This window comes from Collinsella sp. CLA-ER-H3, assembly GCF_040092425.1.
Classification (GTDB): Bacteria; Actinomycetota; Coriobacteriia; order Coriobacteriales; family Coriobacteriaceae; genus Collinsella.
Map to the genome: position 1 here is coordinate 77,158 of NZ_JBBNLP010000008.1, position 22,336 is coordinate 99,493.

General features: G+C 61.5%; 23 protein-coding genes. 1 reads left to right on the plus strand and 22 read right to left on the minus strand.

The annotated features are described in order from the left end of the window. The 19 genes from pyrH to rpsP form a co-directional block, all read right to left on the minus strand. On the minus strand, window positions 1–723 hold the full coding sequence (gene pyrH / locus AAAX32_RS07630) for a UMP kinase (RefSeq protein WP_040359955.1): 723 nt from the start codon (window positions 721–723) through the stop codon (window positions 1–3). Between the two features lie 118 nt (window positions 724–841). Next, on the minus strand, window positions 842–1,711 hold the full coding sequence (gene tsf, locus AAAX32_RS07635) for a translation elongation factor Ts (RefSeq protein ID WP_349100425.1): 870 nt from the start codon (window positions 1,709–1,711) through the stop codon (window positions 842–844). A gap of 45 nt (window positions 1,712–1,756) precedes the next feature. After that, window positions 1,757–2,485, minus strand: coding sequence for a 30S ribosomal protein S2 (gene rpsB, locus AAAX32_RS07640; RefSeq protein ID WP_006236109.1), 729 nt, complete (start codon window positions 2,483–2,485; stop codon window positions 1,757–1,759). Window positions 2,486–2,704: 219 nt separating this feature from the next. Then, the gene (locus AAAX32_RS07645; protein ID WP_349100450.1) at window positions 2,705–3,625 is read right to left on the minus strand and encodes a tyrosine recombinase XerC; all 921 of its coding nucleotides are present in this window, start codon (window positions 3,623–3,625) and stop codon (window positions 2,705–2,707) included. Continuing rightward, window positions 3,622–4,959 (minus strand): methylenetetrahydrofolate--tRNA-(uracil(54)-C(5))-methyltransferase (FADH(2)-oxidizing) TrmFO, encoded by a 1,338-nt coding sequence (gene trmFO, locus AAAX32_RS07650; protein WP_217108150.1) that lies wholly within the window; start codon window positions 4,957–4,959, stop codon window positions 3,622–3,624. Before trmFO ends, AAAX32_RS07645 begins: the two co-directional genes overlap by 4 nt. Before the next feature lie 14 nt (window positions 4,960–4,973). Then, window positions 4,974–5,909, minus strand: a complete 936-nt coding sequence (locus AAAX32_RS07655) for a DNA-processing protein DprA (RefSeq protein ID WP_349100426.1) — start codon at window positions 5,907–5,909, stop codon at window positions 4,974–4,976. After that, on the minus strand, window positions 5,906–7,429 hold the full coding sequence (locus tag AAAX32_RS07660; RefSeq protein ID WP_349100427.1) for a YifB family Mg chelatase-like AAA ATPase: 1,524 nt from the start codon (window positions 7,427–7,429) through the stop codon (window positions 5,906–5,908). The genes AAAX32_RS07655 and AAAX32_RS07660 overlap by 4 nt, the downstream gene beginning before the upstream one ends. After that, window positions 7,429–7,914 carry a YraN family protein gene (locus AAAX32_RS07665; RefSeq protein ID WP_349100428.1) on the minus strand — a complete coding sequence of 162 codons (486 nt, stop codon included), beginning with the start codon at window positions 7,912–7,914 and terminating at the stop codon, window positions 7,429–7,431. Before AAAX32_RS07665 ends, AAAX32_RS07660 begins: the two co-directional genes overlap by 1 nt. A gap of 189 nt (window positions 7,915–8,103) precedes the next feature. Continuing rightward, window positions 8,104–8,892 (minus strand): ribonuclease HII, encoded by a 789-nt coding sequence (locus tag AAAX32_RS07670; RefSeq protein ID WP_055250018.1) that lies wholly within the window; start codon window positions 8,890–8,892, stop codon window positions 8,104–8,106. A gap of 93 nt (window positions 8,893–8,985) precedes the next feature. After that, window positions 8,986–9,327 (minus strand): 50S ribosomal protein L19, encoded by a 342-nt coding sequence (gene rplS, locus AAAX32_RS07675; RefSeq protein ID WP_006236098.1) that lies wholly within the window; start codon window positions 9,325–9,327, stop codon window positions 8,986–8,988. 209 nt (window positions 9,328–9,536) lie between these two features. Beyond that, window positions 9,537–12,287, minus strand: a complete 2,751-nt coding sequence (gene ppdK / locus AAAX32_RS07680; RefSeq protein WP_349100429.1) for a pyruvate, phosphate dikinase — start codon at window positions 12,285–12,287, stop codon at window positions 9,537–9,539. 250 nt (window positions 12,288–12,537) lie between these two features. Further along, window positions 12,538–13,404, minus strand: coding sequence for a pyruvate, water dikinase regulatory protein (locus tag AAAX32_RS07685; protein ID WP_349100430.1), 867 nt, complete (start codon window positions 13,402–13,404; stop codon window positions 12,538–12,540). A 34-nt stretch (window positions 13,405–13,438) separates the two neighbouring features. Continuing rightward, the gene (gene glyS, locus AAAX32_RS07690; RefSeq protein ID WP_161144687.1) at window positions 13,439–15,535 is read right to left on the minus strand and encodes a glycine--tRNA ligase subunit beta; all 2,097 of its coding nucleotides are present in this window, start codon (window positions 15,533–15,535) and stop codon (window positions 13,439–13,441) included. A 3-nt stretch (window positions 15,536–15,538) separates the two neighbouring features. Further along, entirely contained in the window at window positions 15,539–16,450 is a 912-nt protein-coding gene (locus tag AAAX32_RS07695; protein WP_006236091.1) for a glycine--tRNA ligase subunit alpha, read from the minus strand. A gap of 59 nt (window positions 16,451–16,509) precedes the next feature. Further along, complete coding sequence (lepB, locus tag AAAX32_RS07700) at window positions 16,510–17,073, minus strand: signal peptidase I (RefSeq protein ID WP_055285127.1); 564 nt, start codon at window positions 17,071–17,073, stop codon at window positions 16,510–16,512. 2 nt (window positions 17,074–17,075) lie between these two features. Next, window positions 17,076–17,834, minus strand: coding sequence for a tRNA (guanosine(37)-N1)-methyltransferase TrmD (trmD, locus tag AAAX32_RS07705; protein WP_349100431.1), 759 nt, complete (start codon window positions 17,832–17,834; stop codon window positions 17,076–17,078). 10 nt (window positions 17,835–17,844) lie between these two features. Further along, on the minus strand, window positions 17,845–18,366 hold the full coding sequence (gene rimM / locus AAAX32_RS07710) for a ribosome maturation factor RimM (RefSeq protein WP_271738388.1): 522 nt from the start codon (window positions 18,364–18,366) through the stop codon (window positions 17,845–17,847). Between the two features lie 4 nt (window positions 18,367–18,370). Further along, window positions 18,371–18,616, minus strand: a complete 246-nt coding sequence (locus tag AAAX32_RS07715) for a KH domain-containing protein (RefSeq protein WP_171021534.1) — start codon at window positions 18,614–18,616, stop codon at window positions 18,371–18,373. Between the two features lie 42 nt (window positions 18,617–18,658). Then, the gene (gene rpsP / locus AAAX32_RS07720; RefSeq protein WP_349100432.1) at window positions 18,659–19,000 is read right to left on the minus strand and encodes a 30S ribosomal protein S16; all 342 of its coding nucleotides are present in this window, start codon (window positions 18,998–19,000) and stop codon (window positions 18,659–18,661) included. 240 nt (window positions 19,001–19,240) lie between these two features. On the opposite strand from rpsP, the gene dinB reads away from it, so the two are divergent. Further along, window positions 19,241–20,455, plus strand: coding sequence for a DNA polymerase IV (gene dinB / locus AAAX32_RS07725; protein WP_349100433.1), 1,215 nt, complete (start codon window positions 19,241–19,243; stop codon window positions 20,453–20,455). A 99-nt stretch (window positions 20,456–20,554) separates the two neighbouring features. Here dinB and rsfS read toward each other — a convergent pair whose 3' ends face one another. From rsfS to nadD, 3 genes are read right to left on the minus strand one after another with little or no spacing between them, the layout of a single operon-like run. Beyond that, window positions 20,555–21,010: a ribosome silencing factor gene (rsfS, locus tag AAAX32_RS07730; protein ID WP_035138582.1), complete on the minus strand. Its 456-nt coding sequence runs from the start codon at window positions 21,008–21,010 to the stop codon at window positions 20,555–20,557. Between the two features lie 28 nt (window positions 21,011–21,038). Continuing rightward, window positions 21,039–21,659: a bis(5'-nucleosyl)-tetraphosphatase (symmetrical) YqeK gene (gene yqeK, locus AAAX32_RS07735; protein WP_349100434.1), complete on the minus strand. Its 621-nt coding sequence runs from the start codon at window positions 21,657–21,659 to the stop codon at window positions 21,039–21,041. Further along, window positions 21,659–22,336 (minus strand): nicotinate-nucleotide adenylyltransferase, encoded by a 678-nt coding sequence (gene nadD, locus AAAX32_RS07740; RefSeq protein ID WP_055249998.1) that lies wholly within the window; start codon window positions 22,334–22,336, stop codon window positions 21,659–21,661. Before nadD ends, yqeK begins: the two co-directional genes overlap by 1 nt.

The window sequence follows — 22,336 nt, forward strand, 5'->3', positions numbered from 1 at the left end:
TTAATCCTCCTGATAGACGAGCGTGCCGACGGGCTCACCCGCGAGCGCGCGCTTGACAGTGTCCTCGCCATCGATGTTGAGGACCAAAATCGGCATACGGTTATCCTGGCAAAGTGCCGTAGCCGTGGAATCCATAACCTGCAGACCGCGGACGAGCACCTCATGGTAGGTGATCTTATCAAAGCGGACGGCATCGGCGCACTTGACGGGATCCTTGTCATAGATGCCGTCGACCTTGGTGGCCTTGATCAGAATCTCGGCGCCGATCTCGCACGCACGAAGAGCCGCGGCGGTGTCGGTCGTAAAGTACGGATTGCCCGAACCGGCGGCAAAAATAACGACGTTGCCCTTGGAAAGGTGGTTGATGGCGCGACGGCGAATATAGGGCTCGCAGATCTCGTTCATCTGGATAGCGCTCATCACGCGGCAGGGAACATCGTTATGCTCGAAGGCATCCTGCAGGGCGAGCGCGTTCATAACGGTTGCCAGCATGCCCATGTAGTCGGCCTGAGCACGCTCCATGCCACCGGCAGCGCCGGCCATGCCGCGGAAAATATTGCCGCCGCCGACAACGACGCCGACCTCATGGCCAACGGCGAGCAGCTCCTTGACCTGCTTGGCAAGATGGTCGGTAACCTTGGGGTCGATGCCATATTGGCCGTCGCCCATCAGTGCTTCGCCGGAAAGCTTAAGAAGCACGCGTTTATATCGGATGTCGGACAAAGCGATCCTCCTTTAGATTGAACTCTCAACATTCTATCAAAGGCTCTTAGAAGAGCCATGAAAAAGCAGGCTGTGAGTAAAACCCACAGCCTGCTCATTACCAGCTACAAGAGCTTATTTACTCGCCACGGACCAGACGGTCAAAGGCAACGACGGTAATGGTGTCGCCGAGCTTCTTGGAGACCTGCTCAGCGTACTTCTTGATGGTGAGGGAGCTGTCCTTGATAAACTCCTGCTCAGTGAGCACGGACTGCTTGTAGAACTTCTCCAGACGGCCAACAGCCATCTTCTCCTGAATGGCCTCGGGCTTGCCGGACTCGGCAGCCTGAGCCATGTAGATCTGCTTCTCGTGCTCGACGGTCTCGGCCGGAACCTGATCGCGGGTAGCGCAGATCGGGGCGACGGCGGCAACCTGAAGGGCAACGTCGTGAGCGAAGGTCTTGAAGGACTCAGCCTGAGCGGTCTCGGCCTTCTCGAAAGCAAACTCGACGAGGACGCCGATCTTACCACCCATGTGGATGTAAGAAGCGAGCGCGCCGTTCTCGGCCTTACGGGCGGCGAAGCGGGAGATCTTCATGTTCTCGCCCATGATGTGAATCATCTCGGTGAGCTCGGAGGAAACGGTCTCCTCGCCCATCGGCTTCTCAAGCAGAGCGTCGACGTCAGCAGGCTCGGTGGTAGCGACAACCTCAGCGACCTTGGAAGCAAAGCCGGTGAACTTGGCGTTGGAGCCAACGAAGTCGGTCTCGCAGGAGAGCTCGAGCAGAGCGCCGGTCTTGCCATCCTCGGAGACGAACGCGGCGACAGCGCCCTCGTTGGTCTCACGGCCAGCCTTCTTGGCAGCCTTGGCAAGGCCGTTCTTACGCAGAACGTCGACAGCGGCGTCCATGTCGCCGTCAGCCTCGACGAGAGCCTTCTTGCACTCCATCATCGGGGAGTCGGTCATCTCGCGGAGCTGCTTGACCATAGCGGCGGTAATCTGGGCCATTGTGGTTCCTTTCAAAGAGATGAAAAAGAATTAACTAAGACTGATTTACTCGGCCTTGGGCTCAGCGGCCATCTCGGCCTCGGAGACCTGCTCCTTGCCGGAGCCAGCGAGGCAGGCGTCAGCCATGAGCTCGCACATAAGGGTGACAGCGGAGATAGCGTCATCGTTGCAGGGGATGCCGTACTCGACCTCGTCGGGATCGGAGTTGGTGTCGATCAGAGCGACGACGGGGATGTTCAGGCGCTGGGCCTCCTTGATGGCGTTCTCCTCGCGCTTGGTGTCGATGACGAAGAGAGCCTGGGGCAGACCCTTCATGTCGCGGGCGCCACCGAGGTTGGTCTGGAGCTTGGTGAGCTCCTTACCGAGCACAGCCTGCTCCTTCTTGGGGAGCACTGCCATGCGGCCGTCCTCGACCATGGCCTCGAGCTCCTCCATACGGTTGATGCGGGAGCGGATGGTGACGAAGTTGGTCAGCATACCGCCGAGCCAACGCTGGTTGATGTAAGGCATGTTGGCGCGCTCAGCAGCGTTCTTGACGGCCTCCTGAGCCTGCTTCTTGGTGCCGACGAACAGCACGTTGCCACCCTTGGCGACGTTCTTGACGAAGGTGTAGGCCTGGTCGGCGTCGAGGATGGTCTGCTTGAGGTCGAGGATGTAGATGCCGTTGCGCTCACCGAAGATGAACGGCTTCATCTTGGGGTTCCAGCGACGGGTCTGGTGACCGAAGTGGCAGCCGGCCTCGAGCAGGGTGCGGATATTAATCTTGGTAGCCATGTTAAACCTCCTGTGGTTTGCCTCCGCGCGGGGTCATCCTCCAAGACCAACCCGGACATGTGCTACCAAAGCCCGGGCACCACGGTATGAAGTAGCCGCGCGTGCGTGATAAAAACATGTTGCCGTGAAGCAACCCGATGAATGATAGCAGGAATGCATCTTCCTGCCAACCCGCAATCAAAACCACACACCTGAGTGCAGCGCGGAACGTCCCAGCAACTATTCGCCGCGGGGATGGGCTTGAGCCACGGCCCGCTTAAGCCGATCGGGCGTGAGATGCGTGTAGATCTGCGTCGTGGACAGACTCGCATGACCCAGCAGCTCTTGAACCGAGCGCAGGTCCGCACCGCCCTCAAGCAAGTCGGTCGCAAAAGTATGGCGCATCGCATGCGGGGCGATGTCGGCCGGAATGCCGGCGAGCGTCGCCAGCGTATGGAACCGCCGCCGGAGCATGGCGGCGCTCATGCGATTGCCGCGCGCCGATATAAGCAGCGGATGCGGCCCGGTAGCGGGGTCACGACGCTTTGCCTGAGCGAGCAATTCCGGCCTCCCCTCCTCAATATAGAGACGCGTCGCCTCGAGCGCACGACGATACAGAGGGACGATACGTTCTTTGCTCCCCTTGCCCCAAAGGCGCAGCGTGCGTTCGGACCAAGCGATGGACTCCACATTGAGTGCTGCGAGCTCAGAGATACGAGCACCCGAGGCATAGAGCAGCTCGAGCATCGCCGCATCGCGCAGTCCCGCGGGCGTCGAGGTATCAGGCGTCTTGAGCAGCGCCTCGACCTGCTGGGTCGTAAGGACGCCCGGCAGGTCACGCGGCAGCTTGGGCGATGCGATCGCCGAGACCGCATCACCCTCGACAATCCCCTCGGCAGCCATCCACCGATAGAGCGAGCGAATGGCAGACAGATGCGCCGCAAGCGTTCGGGGAGCCACCTGGTCACGCGAAAGCTCGGCAAGATAGCGACGAATGGTACGCACGTCGGCAGCAAAAGCATCGATATCCTCGCGCTCGCACCAAGCAGCAAAGCGCTCCAGCCTCGAGCCATAGGCCGTTACCGTGTTGGGAGAAAGTCCCTCGACACGTGCGATATAGGCGATAAACGAGTCGACGGTGTCGTACAGGTCAAAAGCTATGACCGGTCGCCCCCAAACAGGTCGGGGCGAGTGGCCAGATAGGCATCAAGGGCCTCGAGCGCACGGTCCGCATAGGCCTGGTAGCGGTCGCGCTTGCTGCGGCGCTTACCGTCCTCGAGCGGCGGCACCAGTCCAAAGTTAACATGCATGGGCTGATAGCCCACGGTGGCAGGATCGGTCGCATAGCCCACGAGCGCACCCAGGGCGCCCACACGCGGCAACTCGACGCCCGCGGCACCGATAGCCTCGGCATAGGTGTTGAGCGCCGCGAGCAGACCTGTCGCCACGGCTTCCATGTACCCCTCGGTGCCGGTGATCTGACCGGCCAGGCGCACGCCGGTACCGGGCACGGCAAAGGTGCCATCGAGCACGTGTGGGGCGTCGACAAAGGTATTGCGGTGCATGACACCGTAGCGGAAGAACTCAGCGTTCTCCAGGCCCGGCACCATATGGAAGACGCGCTTCTGCTCGCCAAAGGTCAGGTTGGTCTGGAAGCCCACCAGATTGTAAGCGGTCTTCTCCTTGTTCTCGGCACGCAGCTGAATCGCCGCCCAGGGGCGACGTCCGGTACGCGGGTCGGTGAGGCCGACGGGCTTCATGGCGCCAAAGCGAATGGCGTCCTTGCCGGTGCGTGCAACCTCCTCGGCAGGCTGGCAGGCCTGGAACAGATCGCCTCCCTCAAAATCCTTGAGCACCACGCGGTCGGCCGTGGTAAGCGCCTCGATAAAGGCCTCGTACTCCTCCTTGTTGAGCGGAGCGTTGAGATAGTCGCCACTCCCCTGCTCCTCGTAGCGCGACTGCGAGAACAGCACGTCCATATCGAGCGTGGAGGCATCGACGATCGGCGCCGCGGCATCGAAGAACGCAAGGGCGTCGCCACCGACGAGCTTCATGACCTCTTCGCTCAGCGCCGGCGAGCACAAGGGGCCGGCGGCAATGACCACGTGACCCTCGGGAATCTGCGTGACCTCGCCGTGAATGATCTCGATATTGGGACGGGCGGCAACCTCGGCCTCGACAAGCTCGGAAAACTTGACGCGGTCGACCGCCAAGGCACCACCGGCGGGAACAGCGGCGCGATGGGCGCAATCGAGCAGGACTGAACCCATGCGCTGGAGCTCGGCTTTTAGTAGGCCAGCAGCGGAATCTGGACGGGTCGACTTAAACGAATTGGAGCAGACGAGCTCTGCCAGGTGATCGGTATGGTGGGCCGGGGAGCTCACCTGGGGGCGCATCTCGCACAGCTTTACGGCAAACCCGCGATCTGCCAGCTGGATCGCGCACTCCGACCCCGCCAGACCGCCACCGATAACTGTCACCTGATCGAACTGCATCTGCAAACACCTTTCTAATTGACACGTTTTCCATTGTGACCGAAGGGTGTCTGGGCGTGAAGGGCAAACTTGGAGGGCGCATACCTTCCATCCATCATGCGCTCGATAAGGCCCTCGAGTTCAAGCGAACCCAAGAGTTTGAGTACGCCGACAGCATCGAGCGAGACGAGCGCCGCGATGTCGTCGACCTTGAGCGGAGAGGCGATGAGCGCATGCATCACGGTCTGCTGCGTTGGATCAAGGTCGGCAATGCCGGGAGCAATGGGGCGCGAGTAGCGCAGGGTTCCGTAGATGCGTGAGATAGCCATCTCGATAGATTCCTCGTCGACGATGCAGCAGGCACCGTTCGCAATGAGGTAATTCGTGCCACGCGACTCGGGCGATAGGATCGACCCCGGCACGGCAAGAAGTTCGCGCCCCAACTCCATAGCAGCCTCGGCTGTAGAAAACGTCCCAGAAGGCATACCCGCCTCGGATACAAAGAGGGCTTGCGACAGGGCCGCGATCACGCGATTGCGGCGCGGAAAGGCAAACTTGCGCGGACCCATGCCCCACGGAGAGATCGACACGACCGCGCCACCCGTATCAAGCGTGCGCGTAATCAGCCCCGCGCTCGAACGCGGGTAGACCACGTCGGCGCCCGTCCCCAGCACCACAACGTGTTTGCCGCCGGCGTTGACCGCAGCCCAACCCGAGGCCTGGTCACAACCGACCGCACCGCCCGAAACTACCGTCACTCCCGCCTCAACCGCCACCTTCGCCGCAAGCTCTGCCACGGCAAGACCATACGGCGAGGCCTTGCGCGCGCCGATGATGGAGAGCGCGGGCGTCGAAAGCACCTCGGGGTTGCCGCGCACATAAAGCGTCTGGGGTAAATCTGAAAGCTCCAAAACGGTCTCGGGATACAACGCATCACCTGGATGCAGCTCGAAGGTCCCCTCGGCCATCATTGGTCCCTCCTTCCCTGGTACATCGCCGCCTCGAGCACGTGGTCCTGCGTCACCTGCTCGCTCTCGGCGACATCTGCGATCGTACGCGCAATGCGAACCAGGCGCACGATGCCACGCCCTGTGAGATGCGTGCGTTTGGATAGGCCGAGCACACACTTCTCCGCCGCATCATCGAGCTCGAAGGTCGAAACGACGCCGTCAATGGACCGTGTCTCGTCATCCTCGGCCTCGGCATCCGCATCGTCCATGCGGGATTCGCGCCAAGCGCGAAAGGCGCGACCGCGCACAACGTAGTCACGTAACTCGGCCGACGACATACCCTCTGCGCCCTCGATAATCACTTGAGGGTCGGGACGGGTCACATCGATCATCATGTCGATACGGTCGGCCAAAGGACCGCGCAGTTTAGACCGATAGCGCTCGACCATCGCCGCCGAGCAGCGACACGGTACCTCGCGATCGCCCAAAAAGCCGCAGGGGCAGGGATTGCTCGCAGCCAGCAGCTGAAAGCGCGACGGGAAGGTAAAAGCCCCGTCGACGCGTACGATCCTCACGTAGCCGCGCTCGATGGGCTGACGCAGCGTCTGCAGCACGCCAGTGGGAAACTCGGCAAGCTCGTCCAAAAAGAGCACGCCGCCATGAGCAAGGCTGATCTCACCCGGGCGCACCGGGCGCCCGCCGCCGATAAGGCCTGCGGTCGAAATACTGTGGTGGGGACTGCGGAAGGGGCGGTGCCCCGCCAACAAGCCATCAATGTTCTCACCCAAAACCGAATGGATGCACAGTGCCTCCTGCTGATCCTCAACGGAAAGCTCGGGCAGGATGCCGGTCATACGGCGTGCGAGCATCGTCTTGCCCGATCCCGGAGACCCGATCATGAGCAAGCCGAGTTCTCCTGCCGCCGCAAGCGCCATGCCGCGTTTAGCGACTTCCTGCCCCAGCACGTCTGCATAGTCGAGCTCGGGCTCAAAGGTCGCCTCGACACCCTCGGAATCCAAGTAGTGCCGTGCGGCATCGCCCATGCCGTGAGCAAGCTGAGACAGATGCGCGATAAAGCCGCAATCCACGCCCGCGAGTGGCACATGCTGGTCGGACCTACCGGCGATAAAAGACAGCCCCATGTCGCGAGCCAATAGCTGAAACGCCACCTCGCCTTTGACAGGAAGCACCGTACCGTCCAAGCCGAGCTCGCCGGCGATAAGGCAGCGATCGAGGTTGTCGCGGGGAATCTGACCATCGGCCGCTAGGACCGCGATGGCGATGGGCAGATCAAAGCCGCTACCGGTCTTGCGAATATCGCCGGGCGCCAGATTGACCGTAATGCCCGAGCGCGGGATCTCGAACCCGGCGGAGCGCATCGCACAGCGAATACGACCACGTGACTCCATCACCTCCATACTCGGGATGCCGAGCATCTGAATGCCCGGAACGCCGCCGGCAAGCGAGACCTCGACCGTGACGTGAATCGCCTCGACGCCGCGGATGCAGGCCGCGTGAACGGCAAACGTCTCGAACGCCATCACGACACCTGCCAATCGAACGCGTTGTACTGATGCTCGATCTCGGCGATATGCCCGCCGCGAATGGTGACACCCACGGCATCGAAGCGGATCGCCTTGAGCGGATAATGCTCCATAAGATAGCAGCTTGCGATGCGGCGGTAGCGGCGTTGCTTTTGGGCGTCCACGGCCTCCTCGGGAAAGACCCGCGTGTTGCAATCCAGTACGACGCGTCTGGTCTTGACCTCGGCCATCACCACGACATCGTCGAGCTCATCGAGCAGCACCAGATCAGCCTCGCCCTCGGTGCAACGATAACCCTGCTCCAGCAAGGTGTAGCCGCGCTCGTTAAAGTAGTCGATGGTGATCAGCTCGCCCAGCATGCCCAGCTCGCGGGGACTGAGTCCCTTGATAAACTCGGGCGTCATCGCCCCGCAGTCGAGCTCGCCGTTTTCCCAACGCTCCTTGAGCTGCTGTGTCTTGCTCTTTTTGCTTGCGGCACTCATGGGGTCTCCTTTCCCGCACACTGCAGTGCCCCGATGATGAGGGCACCTTTCATGCGGGTAAGTACCGGAAGCTAACCAAAAGCTGACCAAATGCCGTCAAAAAACGGGCCGTACGCAACAATGGTGTTGCATACGGCCCGCTACCAGCAGGTTTATAAAACCCCAGAGGTCCCTGTCTCCACAATTGACCTAGAAAAGGCGCTCAGTCTGCAGAAAGTTTCCGCAAAAGCTCACACGATGCAGTGGACAAAGTCCATGTTTTCGAATGGCCTCGATGTGCTCGGGGCTCGCATAGCCCTTCGACTCGGCCAGATGGTACTCGGGATACTCAGCGTCGTACTCGACCATCATCTCGTCACGCGTGACCTTGGCCATGATGGACGCCGCGGCGATGCAGGCGATCTTGGCATCGCCCTTCACCACATCGCGCTCGTTAGGAACGGCGCCCAAGGGGTTGCCATCCATAAGCACGCAATCGGGCTCGAGCCCCGTATCGGCCACGGCGCCCGCAACGGCGGTACGGATAGCACGGGCCATGCCCATCTCATCGATATCCTTAGGCGCGATATGGCAAAAACCGATCGCCGTCGCCACCTCGGCAATCTTCACTGAGAGCAACTCGCGGCGCGCCGGCGTGAGCTTTTTGGAATCGTTGATGCCCCAGACGCGCGGCTCCATAGGAAGGCAGACAGCGCATACCGTCAAAGGACCGGCCACCGATCCGCGACCCACCTCGTCGACACCAACGACCACCCCATCGCCGCCAAGCTCATGCATAAGCTCGTACATGTCATTGACGCGCTCGCGCTCGGCAAGTTCCTTGGCATGGCGCTTAAGAGCACGCTCGCAAGCCTTGATCACCTGCTGGCGCGGGTCCTCGCGATAATGCTCCACGAGGGCGGGGATCTCCTCAAACGTTGCGCTCGCCAGCTCTCCGGCAACCTGCGATGCCGAAACCGAGCTCGTCATATTGGCCATACCAGGCCCTCCTTGCATGCAAATCAGATAAAAAGAAGGGCCACCCGAAGGTGACCCTTGTGTCCAAACGAGTGGACAGACGCTGCGATCTTCTTAGCGCTTCTCGGGGATGCGAGCAGCCTTGCCCACCTTGTCGCGGAGGTAGTACAGCTTGGCGCGACGGACGCGACCATGACGAACGACCTCGAGCTTGGCGATCTTGGGGCTGTGAAGCGGGAAGGTACGCTCAACACCGACACCGAAGGACATCTTGCGGACGGTGAAGGTCTCGCGGGCACCGGCGCCGGCCATGCGGATGACGTCGCCCTGGAAGACCTGGATGCGCTCGCGGTCGCCTTCCTTAATGCGGTAGTGAACCTTGACGTTGTCGGCGACGCGAACCTGAGGAATGTCCTCGCGGATCTGCTGACGCTCGATTGCGCGGATGTAATCCATGTGCAATTCCTTACTCTTCTAGAGGTGCCGTACCACCTTGGCCGGCACGTAGTTGAACAAACGTATTCGAGTATACACGCGCGGGTTTCTGCTGCAAGAACAATTTTTTACGCAGACAAAAAGACAAAACCCGCACATGATAACCGCCCGTCTCACGAATGAGACGGGCGGCATGAAGGGGACAACGCTAGGCGTCTAAACCCAAAACGTTAGGCGGAACGCTTGGCCTCGAGCTTGGCCTGAGCGGCAGCCAGGCGTGCGAGGGGCACGCGGTAGGGCGAGCAGGACACGTAGTCCACGTCGGCCACGTTAAACAGGCCCTTGATGGACTTGGGGTCGCCACCGTGCTCACCGCACACGCCAAAGTGCATGTCGGGGTTGGTGGCGCGGCCCTTCTCGACGGCCAAGCGCACCAGTTCGAGTACCGCCGTGTCGATGGTCTCGAAAGGATTGTCCTCCAAGATCTTCTTATGCATATACAGCGGGATGAACTTAGCCTCGGCGTCGTCACGCGAGAAACCGAAGGTCGTCTGGGTGAGGTCGTTGGTGCCAAAGCAGAAGAAGTCTGCGTAATGGGCGATCTCGTCGGCGACCATGCAGGCACGCGGCAGCTCGAGCATCGTGCCCACGGGAATATTGAGCTCGACGCCCTCTTCGTCGGAAACCTCTGCGATCACGCGCTCGATAACCTCGCGGGTCTGGACATGCTCCGCCGTGATGGAAACGAGCGGAACCATGATCTCGGGGCGCGGGTCGACGCCTTCCTTGATGAGGCGGGCAGCAGCCGTGGCGACGGCGCGAACCTGCATGAGCGGCAGATCGCTAAAGACGACAGACAGGCGCACGCCGCGTAGGCCGAGCATGGGGTTCGACTCGACCATGCCGTCGATACGACGCAGGCGGGTGCGCAGGACGGCAAGCTCTTCCTCGCTGGCGCCAGCGGCTTCCTTCTTGGTGATGGCGACCTCGAGCTCGCGAGGATTATCCAGGAACTCATGAAGCGGCGGATCGAGCAGGCGAACGACCACGTCGCGACCGGACATAGTCTTGAACATCGCCAGGAAGTCCTCGGTCTGAACCTTGAGCAGGTCGGCCAGGGCCTGCTGCTTCACGGTCTCATCGTCAGACAGGAAAAAGCTCTGGATGATGTTCTTACGGTCGCCCAGGAACATGTGCTCGGTGCGGCACAGGCCGATGGCCTCGGCACCAAACTCGAGGGCGAGCTCAGCGTCCTCAGGGTTGTCGGCGTTGACGCGCACGTGGTTGGCGTGGCCATCGGTCTCGTCCAGACGAATCTCGTCGGCCCAGGACAGGATGGTGTCCAGGTCGCCGGTGAGCTCAGCCGAAACCAGATCAACGGCGCCGTCGACGACGATGCCCTGAGTACCGTCGATGGAGATGATGTCGCCCTCATGCAGCACGCGGTCACTGCCCTCGATGTGCACGACCTTCTCGGCGGCGTCGATGTGGAAGCGTTCAACGCCGCAGACGCAGGGCGTACCCATGCCGCGGGCGATAACGGCGGCATGGCTCGTCTTGCCACCGTGACTGGTCAGGATGCCCTCGGCGGCGACCATGCCCTTCAGGTCATCGGGGTTGGTCTCCCAACGAACCAGAATGACCTTGTGACCCTCGTTGGCGCGCGCGACGGCGTCATCGCTCGAGAACACGACCTCGCCCACGGCGGCACCGGGGCTGGCGTTAAGACCGCTGGCCAGCGCCTCGTACTTCTTGGAGGCGTCAAACTGCGGGTGCAGAAGCTGGTCGAGCTGCGCGGGATCGATGCGGCTCACGGCCTCCTCGCGAGTGATCAGGCCCTCCTCGACCATTTCGATGGCGATGCGCAGGGCGGCGGTGGCAGTGCGCTTGCCCACGCGAGTCTGGAGCATCCAGAGCTTACCCTGCTCGATGGTGAACTCGATGTCGCACATGTCGCGATAGTGATCCTCGAGCGTCAGGAACACGCGCTCGAGCTCCTCGCCTGCGGACTCGAGGCCCGGGGTGGTCTTGAGGTCGGCGATGGGCTCGGTATTGCGGATGCCGGCGACGACATCCTCGCCCTGGGCGTTGACCAGAAAGTCGCCGTAGAACTCCTTAGTGCCGTCGGCCGGGTTGCGCGTAAAGGCGACGCCGGTCGCGGAGGTCTCACCCTTGTTGCCAAAAGCCATAGCCTGGACGTTGACGGCAGTACCGAGCTCGTCGGAGATGCCGTGCTGTTTGCGGTAGATGCAGGCGCGCTCGTTCATCCAGCTGCCAAAGACGGCCTGGATGGCAAGGCGCAACTGGAGCTCCGGATCATGCGGGAAGACGGGCTTGCCGCCGGTGACCTCGAGCTCGGGATACAGGGCGGCCTCGACGTTATCAGAGAAGATGCCCTTGAAGGTCTCGACAAGCTCCTGAAGGTCCTCGGCCGAAAGCTCGGAATCGACGCGAACACCGGCGACCAGGCGGGCCTGGGTCAGGGCGTTCTCGAACAGGTCGGCATCAACACCCATAACGACGTTGGAGAACATCTGGATAAAGCGGCGGTAGCTATCCCAGGCAAAACGCGGATTTTGCGTCTGGGCGATGAGCCCCTGAACGGAGTCGTCGTTGAGGCCCAAGTTGAGGACCGTGTCCATCATACCGGGCATGGAAAATGGAGCGCCCGAGCGAACCGACACGAGCAGCGGATCATTGTCGTCACCGAGCTTCTTGCCACAGCGGGCCTCGAGGTCGGCCTCGGCGGCAACGATCTCATCGAGTGCGCCTTCGGGCCAGACGTTGCCGGCACCGGAGTACTCGACGCAAGTCTGGCAGGTAATGGTAAAGCCACCGGGAACCGGCAGGCCGATGCGGCTCATCTCGGCAAGGTTTGCGCCCTTGCCGCCAAGCACGAAGTTCATGGACTTGTCGCCCTCAGTGACACAGGTGCCCTGGGCGTCGGTTCCAAAACGGTAAACCCTCTTGCAATCGCTCACGATACTTCCCCTTCCATGCGCTTACGCGCACGACCGTGGTAACGAATCGACCCGCCGGATGCGGGCCGTGAGGGAACTATACGGCCGGATTTGAACGGGCTTGAGCAGAGGATACGCGGTTTGGTAAACGTGCTAAAACTGGCGGTAAACGGTAGGTAAAGTTGGTTACCTTATGAAGATACCAACACAATAAAAAAGCAGGTCAGATGCGATGTTTTTGCTAAATCGCTTTATCAAAATGCTACTAATATTAGGCGCGGCGGGTGGCTCGGCGGGCGCGAGCTTCTTGGATTTCCTCCAAGTGGCTAATGATCTCGGCAGCGCTTTCCTCGATGGCCTTGCCGTCGGTACGCACCACAAAGCAGCCTAGGCGCTTCATGAGGGCACGAGCTTCCTCGAGCTCGCTGCGCACGCTCTCGGGCTCGGCATAGGAGCCGGCAACGGCACGGGCGTAGTCATCGCCCAAGCGGCTATCGCGAATTTCGGAAATCACATCGACGGTCGAAATCAGGCCGAACAGGCGCATCGGGTCGACCTCGTAAATCGACTTCGGCGGCTCCATGCCATGGGCCAACGGAACATTGGCAACCTTGTAACCTTGATAGGCCAAATACATCGACAGCGGCGTCTTGGACGTGCGCGATACGCCCAGTAGCACGATATCGGCACCCGACAGATCGTCGCAACCGCGCCCGTCATCGTGCTCAACGAAATACTCCATGGCCTCGATACGATGGAAATAGCGGTCATCGGTCTTGTGAATCACGCCCGCAACGCCCTTGGGCGGCACGCCGACGAGCGACGACAGCACGGCGAGCGTCGGACCGATCAGGTCGACCGAGCGAATGTGCAGCATGCCCAAGTAGTCGAGCACACGAGCACGAAGGGCCGGATCGACAATGGTGTGGAACACGGCGATATCGCGATGGTCGGCATCGACGCGCGGCCCCACAAATGACTTGACCTGCTCCACGGAGGCCACCTTGGGCAGGCGCAAAACGCGAAAAGCCCCTTCATCAAATTGCCCGGACGCCGCAAGCACCACCTCACAAGCGGTATCGCCGAGCGAGTCGGAGATAACGATAACGGTGGGACGAACGGCGACCGGGCAATCCATGCGGGGCTCCTTTTGCGCTTACGCGCAGGCTGGCTTACTTTTTGCGGGCAAGCTCACCGATGTTGGCGATGCCGGAGAAAACGGCCTCGAAGCGGTTGAGCAGCTTAAGGCGATTATCGCGGAGCTGCTCGTCCTTGTCCATGACCATAACCTCGTCGAAGAAGCGGTCGATGGGGGCACGCAGAGCTGCAAGGGCGGCAAATGCGGCCGGGTAATCCTCGGCAGCAAGGGCGGCATCAACAGCGGTCTGAGCGGCCTCGGAGGCGTCGGCGAGCGCGAGCTCGGCCTCGCCCATCAGGCTGCGGTCGTACTCCGCACCCAGCTCGGGCTTGGAGATGTGCGCGGCGCGGGCATAGGCGGTAGCCAGGTTGTCGAAGGTCTCGGCATCGTTCTTGCGGGCCTCGTCGAGCGCGGCGCAGCGGGCGAAGAAGACGGACGGGGCGATGATGTGCACCGCGGAGACGGCGGCAACGGTATCGGCCGGGATCTTTTCGTCGCGGGCCATGCTCACAAGGCGGCCATGGAAGAAGTCGCGAACCTGCTGGGCGACCTCGGCGGCGTCGAACTCAATGCCCTGCTCACTGTAAAGCTCGAGGGCGAAGTCGATGAGCGACGTGGGGTCGATCGGCAGACGGTCGCGCAGGATGTTGATGATGCCGATAGCGGCACGACGCAGCGCGTAGGGGTCGGAGGAGCCGGTCGGGGGCTCGCCGATGGCAAAGATACCGGCGATGGTATCGAGCTTGTCGGCGCAGGCCACGATGCAGCCAGCGGTGCCCTCGGGCAGCTCGTCACCGGCAAAGCGGGGACGATAATGATCGCGAATGGCGTGGGCGACCTCGTCGTTCTCCCCCATCGCGGTCGCGTAATAACCGCCCATCACGCCCTGCTGGCTCGTGAACTCGACGACGGCGTTGGACACCAGGTCTGCCTTGCACAGGTGCGCGGCGCGAGCAGCGTCGGCGGCAAGATGGGCGCCCAGATGAGCCTCGCGGGCGATAGCGAGCGCGAGCTGCTCGATGCGCTCGGACTTGGCGAGCACGCTACCGAGCTTCTCCTGGAAGGCAACCTTGGCCAGACGCTCACGGAATTCGTCGAGGGAGATCTTCAGGTCCTCCTCGTAGAAGAACTTTGCGTCGTCCAGACGGGCGCGCACGACGCGCTCGTTGCCGTCGATCACGCGCTCGGCGTTCTCGGGCTTGCTGTTGGAGACGACCACGAACTCACGCGTGAGCTTGCCCTCGCCGTCATAGATCGGGAAGTAGCGCTGGTTGGTGAGCATGGACTCGCAGATGATCTCGTGCGGGACCTTGAGGAACTCCTCATCGAAGGTACCGACGAGCACCGTCGGCCACTCGCAGAGGTTGATAACCTCCTCGAAGACCTTCTTGGGCGTATCGACATGGCAGCCGGGGCGGGCAGCCTCGACCTCGGCGATACCGGCGAGGATGGCCTCACGACGACGCTCGGCAGAAAGCACGCCGGCGTCCTCGAGCACCTGCTCGTAGACGGCGGGGCTGGCAACCACATGGTCACCAGGGCCAAGTACGCGATGACCACGCGTGGTGTTGCCGCTCGTCACGTCGGCAAACGACACAGGCACAACATCCTCGCCCAAAAGGCAGCAGATCCAACGGACCGGACGAACAAAGGTCGCGTGCTCGTGGCCCCAGCGCTGGCTGCGGTAGTTGGGCCACTGCAGGCCGGCAATAGTCTTCTCGCACAGAGCGGTCAGAATCGGGGTTGCCGGTGCGGAGGGAATATTCTTCTCGGCGAACACATACTCGCGACCGTCAGTGTCCTCGCGACGGACCAGGTCCTCGGCAGCCACACCGCACTTGCGGGCAAAGCCCTGGGCGGCCTTGGTGGCGTTACCGTCAGCGTCGAAGGCAATGTTGGCCGCGGGGCCACGCTTGACCTCGTGAACCTCATCGGTCGCGGTGGCGACGTCGGCCACGAGCGCAGCCAGACGACGTGGGCTCGAGATCACGCGGACCTCGCCGTGGGCCAGACCGGCCTCGTCGAGGCCCTTGGCGATCATGGTGCCAAGCTGCTTGACGGCATTGTTCAGCGGTGCGGAGGGCATTTCCTCCGTACCGATCTCAAACAGGAAATCCTTAGCGTCTGCCATGGCTTACGCCACCTCGCCTTCCTGGTCGGCATTCTCGTTGACTCCGGCGACCTCGGCCATGTAGGCCTCGCAGCACGCCTTGGCGACGGCGCGGACGCGCAGGATGTAGTTGGCACGCTCGACCGCGGATAGGGCACCGCGGGCATCGAGCAGGTTGAAGGCGTGGCTGCACTTCATAACGCAGTCGTACGCCGGCAGCGGCAGCTTTCGCTCCAGGCAGGAATGGCACTCGGCCTCGTAGTCGTCAAACTTCTGACGCATCATCTCGACGTTGGCGACCTCAAAGTTATAGGCACTGAACTCGCGCTCGTTCTCGAGGAACACGTCGCCATAGGTCATGGGCGTGCCGTCGGGCAGGTAGCTCCACACCAGGTCGTAGACGGAGTTGACGCCCTGCGCATACATGGCGATACGCTCCAGGCCATAGGTGATCTCGACAGGCACGGGGTCGACCTCGATGCCGCCCACCTGCTGGAAGTACGTAAACTGCGTGACCTCCATGCCGTTGAGCCAGACCTCCCAGCCAAGACCCCAGGCGCCGAGCGTCGGACTCTCCCAGTCGTCCTCGACAAAGCGGACGTCATGGTCGTTGGGGTCCAGGCCAATGGCGGCCAGCGAACCCAGGTAGAGCTCCTGGGCGTTGACCGGCGAGGGCTTGATGAGCACCTGGAACTGATAGTAGTGCTGCATGCGGTTGGGGTTCTCGCCGTAGCGGCCGTCGGCGGGACGGCGGCAAGGCTGCGCATAGCAGGTGCGCCACTCGGCGGGACCGAGCGAGCGCAGCGTGGTCGCGGTATGGAAGGTACCGGCACCGACCTCGGAGTCATAGGGCTGCATAATGACGCAGCCCTGCTCGCCCCAGTACTGCTGGAGGCGCAGGATGATGTCTTGGAAGGAAAGCGATGAAGCGTTCATGCCTCTAATATCCCCTCGTCGAAACGATTACACGGTTAGGTACTGTACTATAGCGGTTTTTAGTCGATAGCGCCGATGCGGTTGAGCGGCCAGTAGCGCACAAGCGCCACAGCGATCAAATCAGAGCGATCGACGGGACCAAAGTAGCGTGAGTCGGCAGAGTTTTCGCGGTTGTCGCCCATCACCCACACGCACCCGTCGGGAACGGTGTAGGGATAGCTTACCTGAGCGCCGGGCGCTTGGACCGAAAGTGGCCAGCTCATGCCCGTCGTATAGTCCTCGTCGAGCGCTTGGCCGTCAACGACCACCTTGCCATCCTGCAGGTCGACCGTCTGGCCGGCCGTGGCAATAACGCGCTTGACAAGAACATCATGCTCGGAGGTGCCATCGGGGTTGTGAAACACCACGATATCGCCCTGCTTGACGGGCTGACCGAGCTCGAGGCTCACCTTTTGCGCCAGGATCTGGTCGCCAATCTCGATTGTGTCCTCCATAGAGCCGGTGGGCACCACAAAGGGCTCGACCACAAAGGTGCGGATCAGGAAGGTGGCCACAAGCGCGATCGCGATGACCGCGATCCACTCAAAAGCGCCCCTCAACGCGGAATGTTGCGTAGGAACCATACTCACTCCTCGCTCTGCGAATACGAAGCGTCAAGGATCTCCTGCGCGTAAGCGCGCTCCTCGGGCGTGAGCCGCGCAGCCTCGATCAGGTCGGGACGCCAGCGACAGGTGCGCTCGATGGCATTCTTGCGGCGCCAGGCATCGACCTTGGCGTGATCGCCGCTCACGAGCACCGGAGGAACGCCCTCGCCGTTGAACTCGGCGGGACGGGTGTACTGCGCGTACTCGAGCAGGCCTCCGTCCTCGGCGGTCGAGAACGACTCGTCCACGTTGCTCATCTCGTCACCAAGGGCGCCGGGGATGAGGCGTACGACGGCGTCGGCAACGACCATCGCGGGCAGCTCGCCGCCCGTGAGCACATAGTCGCCGATCGACAGACGTTCATCGGCATACGCATATGCGCGCTCGTCGACACCCTCGTATCGGCTGCACACAAACAGCAGGCGCTCGCTTTTGAGCAGACGCTCGGCCACATGCTGCGTAAAAGGTTCGCCACAGGGGGTAAAGAACACCACCGTCGGCTTCGGACCCTCTGCGCTAATGGCCTCGATGGCCTCTGCGATAGGCTCGACCTTCATGAGCATGCCCTGCCCGCCGCCGTACGGCTCGTCATCGACGGTACGATGGCGGTCGTGCGTCCAGTCGCGCAGGTTATACGCCTTAAAATCAAAAAGGCCGGCCTTGCGGGCGCGGCCCAAAATCGATGTGGACATGACGGGCTCAAACATCTCGGGAAAGACCGAAAGGGTCTCGATCAGCATGTTGTCCTCCCTACTTGTCCATATCGATCAGGCCGTCCATAACGTGGACGGAAATTGTTCCTTTGTCGGGAAGATCGAGCACAACCTGCTCGATCACGGGAATCAGTACCTCGCCGTACCGATCGCCCTCGACAACCCAAACATCGTTCGCGGGCGTCGACATGATCTCGACGATCGTGCCGAGCGAACCGAAGCGCTCGTCGACCACCTCGCGACCCATCAGGTCGGTATAGGCAGCGTCGAGCGAATCGAGCTCAAAATCGTCACGATTTGCCAGCACATAGCATCCCGTGATGCCCTCGGCGGCCGTCAAGTCGTCAATGCCCTCAAACGAGACCAGATCGCCATCGCCCGTATCGGTGACGGACACGACCGTGCAAAAGCGGTCGCGCTTGAGCGCCGGCGGCGTCAGGGCGACGCGCATGCCCGGCTCTAATACAGAAGGAAGCCCCCGCAGCGGCTGCGCGAGGACCTCCCCCTTCCTTCCGTGCGGCTTGACCACACGGGCGATGTTTTTGTACTGGGACCTCAAGGTCCTAGCCCAGAACCTCTACCTCGACAGCAGTGTCGAGGCGAGCGGCCAGTGCACGGGCGAGCGTGCGAATGGCCTTGATGGTACGGCCACGACGGCCGATGACCTTAGCGACGTCATCCTCGGCGACCGAAACCTCAATCGTAGAGGCGTCATCACCATCGATGACCTCAAGGCTCACGGAATCCGGGTCGTCGACGATCTGAACAACGAGATATTCGACGAGATCGGCGATGCGATCTGAGAGCATTGCCTCACCCTCGAGCTGTGCAGCGTCAACCTCAGGCACGATTTACTCCTCGGCGCCCTCAGCGGTCTCAGCGGCAGCCTTAGCGGCCTCGGCCTCTTTGGCGAGCTGCTTCTTGGACTTCTTGACGACGGTCTCGGTCTTCTCGCCCTCGTTGGCGGCCTTGACCAGAGCGGCGACGGCGTCGGTGAGCTGAGCACCCTTGGACTGCCAGTCGGCGATCTTCTCGAGGTCGAGGTTGATGGTCTTGGGGGCGGTCATCGGGTTGTAGCGGCCAACCTCCTCGATGATACGACCGTCACGCGGGGCGCGGGAATCGGCGACGACGACACGGTAGTACGGACGCTTCTTAGCGCCGTGACGAGCAAGGCGAATCTTGACTGCCAAAGGAAACTCCTCCAACCAAGCAGCTTTAGGCTGCAACTACAAACAAACAGTTGAACATAATACGCCATCGACGCGGGCAGGTGAAGTCCGTGAGACCAACTTCTTCGGTGTAGTCGAGGGCAAATCCATATCTTAGACAAGAATTCGGGATTTGCAAGCACATACACGCACCCCACATGAGCTGCGCGGTATACTCATGACATGGAAAGACGCGAACATACATACGGTTATGAGGATGCCATGGGCGTCACACCGCCTCCCTGGACGGGCCCGGCGGTGGGTCTGATGGACCTTGATGCGTTTTTTGCGAGCGTGGAGATGCTCGATCATCCCGAGTGGCGCGGCAAGCCGCTCATCGTGGGCGGAGACGCCGATTCGCGTGGCGTCGTGTCCACGTGTTCGTATGAGGCGCGTCGCTTTGGCGTGCACTCTGCCATGGCCTCGGCCGAGGCACGGCGCCTGTGCCCGCAGGCCATTTGGACGCATGGGCATTTTGATCGCTACCGCGAGGTGAGCGCGCAGGTCATGGCGATTCTCGCCGACGAGACGCCGCGCGTGGAGCGCGTATCCATCGACGAAGCCTTTATCGATATCACACCGGGTCGCTTTGCGCCCGAAGACCCGCTGCTGGTTGCGCGGCGTATAAGCGACCGCGTGGCAGCGCTGGGAGTGACCTGCTCCATTGGCGTGGGCTGCAACAAGACGGTCGCAAAGATCGCAAGCGAGCGGGATAAGCCGTTTGGGCTGACCATCGTGCGCCCCGGGACGGAACAGCGCTTTTTGGCCGCGCTACCAGTGTCTGCCATGAGCGGCATCGGGCGCTCGGCCGAGGAGCGACTGCGCCGTATGCGCATCTACACGCTCGGCGAGCTGTCACGCGCGCCGGAATCCACCTTGGCCTCTATTTTTGGCGTCAACGGCGAACGTATGCGTCAGCGTGCGCTGGGACTTGAAATCTCCGAAGTCACGAGTCTCGATGAAGAGCGCAAGATCAAGTCGGTCAGCAATGAACGCACCTTTGCGAAAGATTTAACTGAGCGCGGAGACATCGAAGCGGCGATTGCACTGTTGGGCGAGTCAGTTGGACGCCGCCTGCGCCGTCAGGGACTGACGGGCGGCACGGTAACGCTCAAGCTTAAGTATTCGTATGGAAGCGGGCGTACGGCACAGCGCCGGCTGCCGCATCCGACCGACGATGAGAACATCTTTGTGGCAGTGGCGCTCGAGCTGCTCGACAACATCTGGCAGGAAGGGATGCATGTTCGCTTAGCGGGCATCGGCATGAGCGACTTCGACCACCAAGGCGGCATCCAGACCGACCTGTTCTGCGAAGTCGATGACCGCGGAGCCCAATCAAGCGACCGTCGCGACCTCTCGGTCGCCATCGACGCCGTCCGAGACAAGTTCGGCGACACCGCCCTATCTTTCGGCCGCCAATCCCGCTTCAACGATTAACCGCCTTTAGGCAAAAAGAAAGCCGGGCAGGTGCGGAAAACCGCAACTGCCCGGCGAAATGCGCGAAGCTAGCTAAAAAGCCCCGTATCAAATGAGCTACTAGAGGAGATTGAGGGGGAGCTGGGGGGCGTCACCCCAGAGCTTTTCTAGGCGGTAGAAGTCGCGGGCTTCGGGAGTGAAGACGTGGACGACAACCGAGCCGTAGTCCATGAGCATCCAGGTCTTCTGCTCGCGGCCCTCGATGGAGAACGGATGCTCGCCGCAAGCCTCGGCGACCTTCTCCTCGATCTCGTCGACGATCGAATCGACCTGGCGGTTGTTGGTACCGGTGGCAAGCACAAAGTAGTCGCACACGTCGGAAAGCTCGGTCAGGTCGAGCACCTGCACGTCCTCGCCCTTCTTGTCGTAGGCGGCCTGCGCGGCGGCGCGGGCGACATCCTCGGCGGCGACACCGCTCGCGGACAGCGAGGCGGCGGTGCGGTCGGACGTGGCAACGAAACTCTTGTGCTCCACACCTTCAAGAATCTGCTCGTCAGTCATGGTCTCGTCGGCCATGGAATACCTCTTTCTAGACACACCCGAGCTAGCGCAGCTGGGCGTAATGGTTGTAAATCGTAATAGCCGTGGGATAAAGATAGCGCCCGGACTGGATCACATAGACCAGACCCTGCGCAAAACAGGAGAAGAACAACTCGTCGAGCGAGGACTTCCCCACCATCTTGCGCAGCGCAAGGGCATAGTCGCCGTGGCGGTTGGGCTCGATGGCATCTGCCACAAAGACCACCATATCGAGCGGCGTCATGTCGCAGGCACCCACGGTGTGACGGTCGACAGCCTGGAAAACGGCCGGTGACAGCTCGGGAAAAAGCTGCGGAAGCTCATAGGCGGCAACAGGGCCATGCAAAAGCGGCGTCGCGGCGGAAGGAGAGCCGGCAACCTTGATGCCATAGTGAAGCGCGCGGGCCACGAGCTCGTCATCGGAAAGCACCTTGTCCCAGTCGTGAATTAAGCCGGCGGCAGCGGCATCAAAGCGGTCAACGCCGTAGACCTCGGCCAGATGAAGTGCGGTCTCGGCAACACCCAGCGAATGCACATAGCGCTTGCGCTTATCCTTCATGCGAACATCGAGCAGCTCTTGAATGCGCTTGAGCAGCGCGCGCTCATCGCCCTCAAACTGATCCTCTACCGACAACGTAGCCCCCATCACTCAAAATCTTCTTGACCCAGATCGACATACAAACTGCGCTTGCGAATGTAGCCGAGCACAGACTCGCTCGTAAGATAGCGCACGCTCATGCCGCGGGCAACTCGCTTACGAATGTTCGTCGAGCTGATCGCCAGCGCCGGAATCTGAATATAGCGCACATCGAACGGCAGCCCCGACTCTTTGATTCGGGCACGCGCCGTATCGATATCAAAACCCGGTCGCGTCGCCGCAATAAAGGTAGCAAGCTCAGCAATTCGCTCGGCATCATGCCAGGTCACAATATCGATAATCGCGTCGGCACCCGTAATAAAGTAGAGCTTTACCTGCGGCGGGTAAAAGTCGCGAAGGGCATGAAGCGTATCGGCAGTATAGGTCACGCCCGGACGGTCGATCTCGAAACGGCTCGCCAAAAAAGCCGGATTCGCGGCGGTGGCGAGAACCGTCATGGCATAACGGTCCTCGGCAGGCGTCACCGGTTTGTCGAGTTTAAAGGCAGGAGAGCCGGCCGGCATAAAGAGCACAGCGTCCAAGTCGAGCGACTCGCGCGCCTGCTCGGCAGTCACCAAGTGCCCGTAATGAATCGGGTCGAAGGTGCCGCCCATAATGCCAAGCCGAAACTCCTTGCCCTCTTTTATGGGCAGCTCGGGCAAACCGATTCCACCGCGCAGCGACAT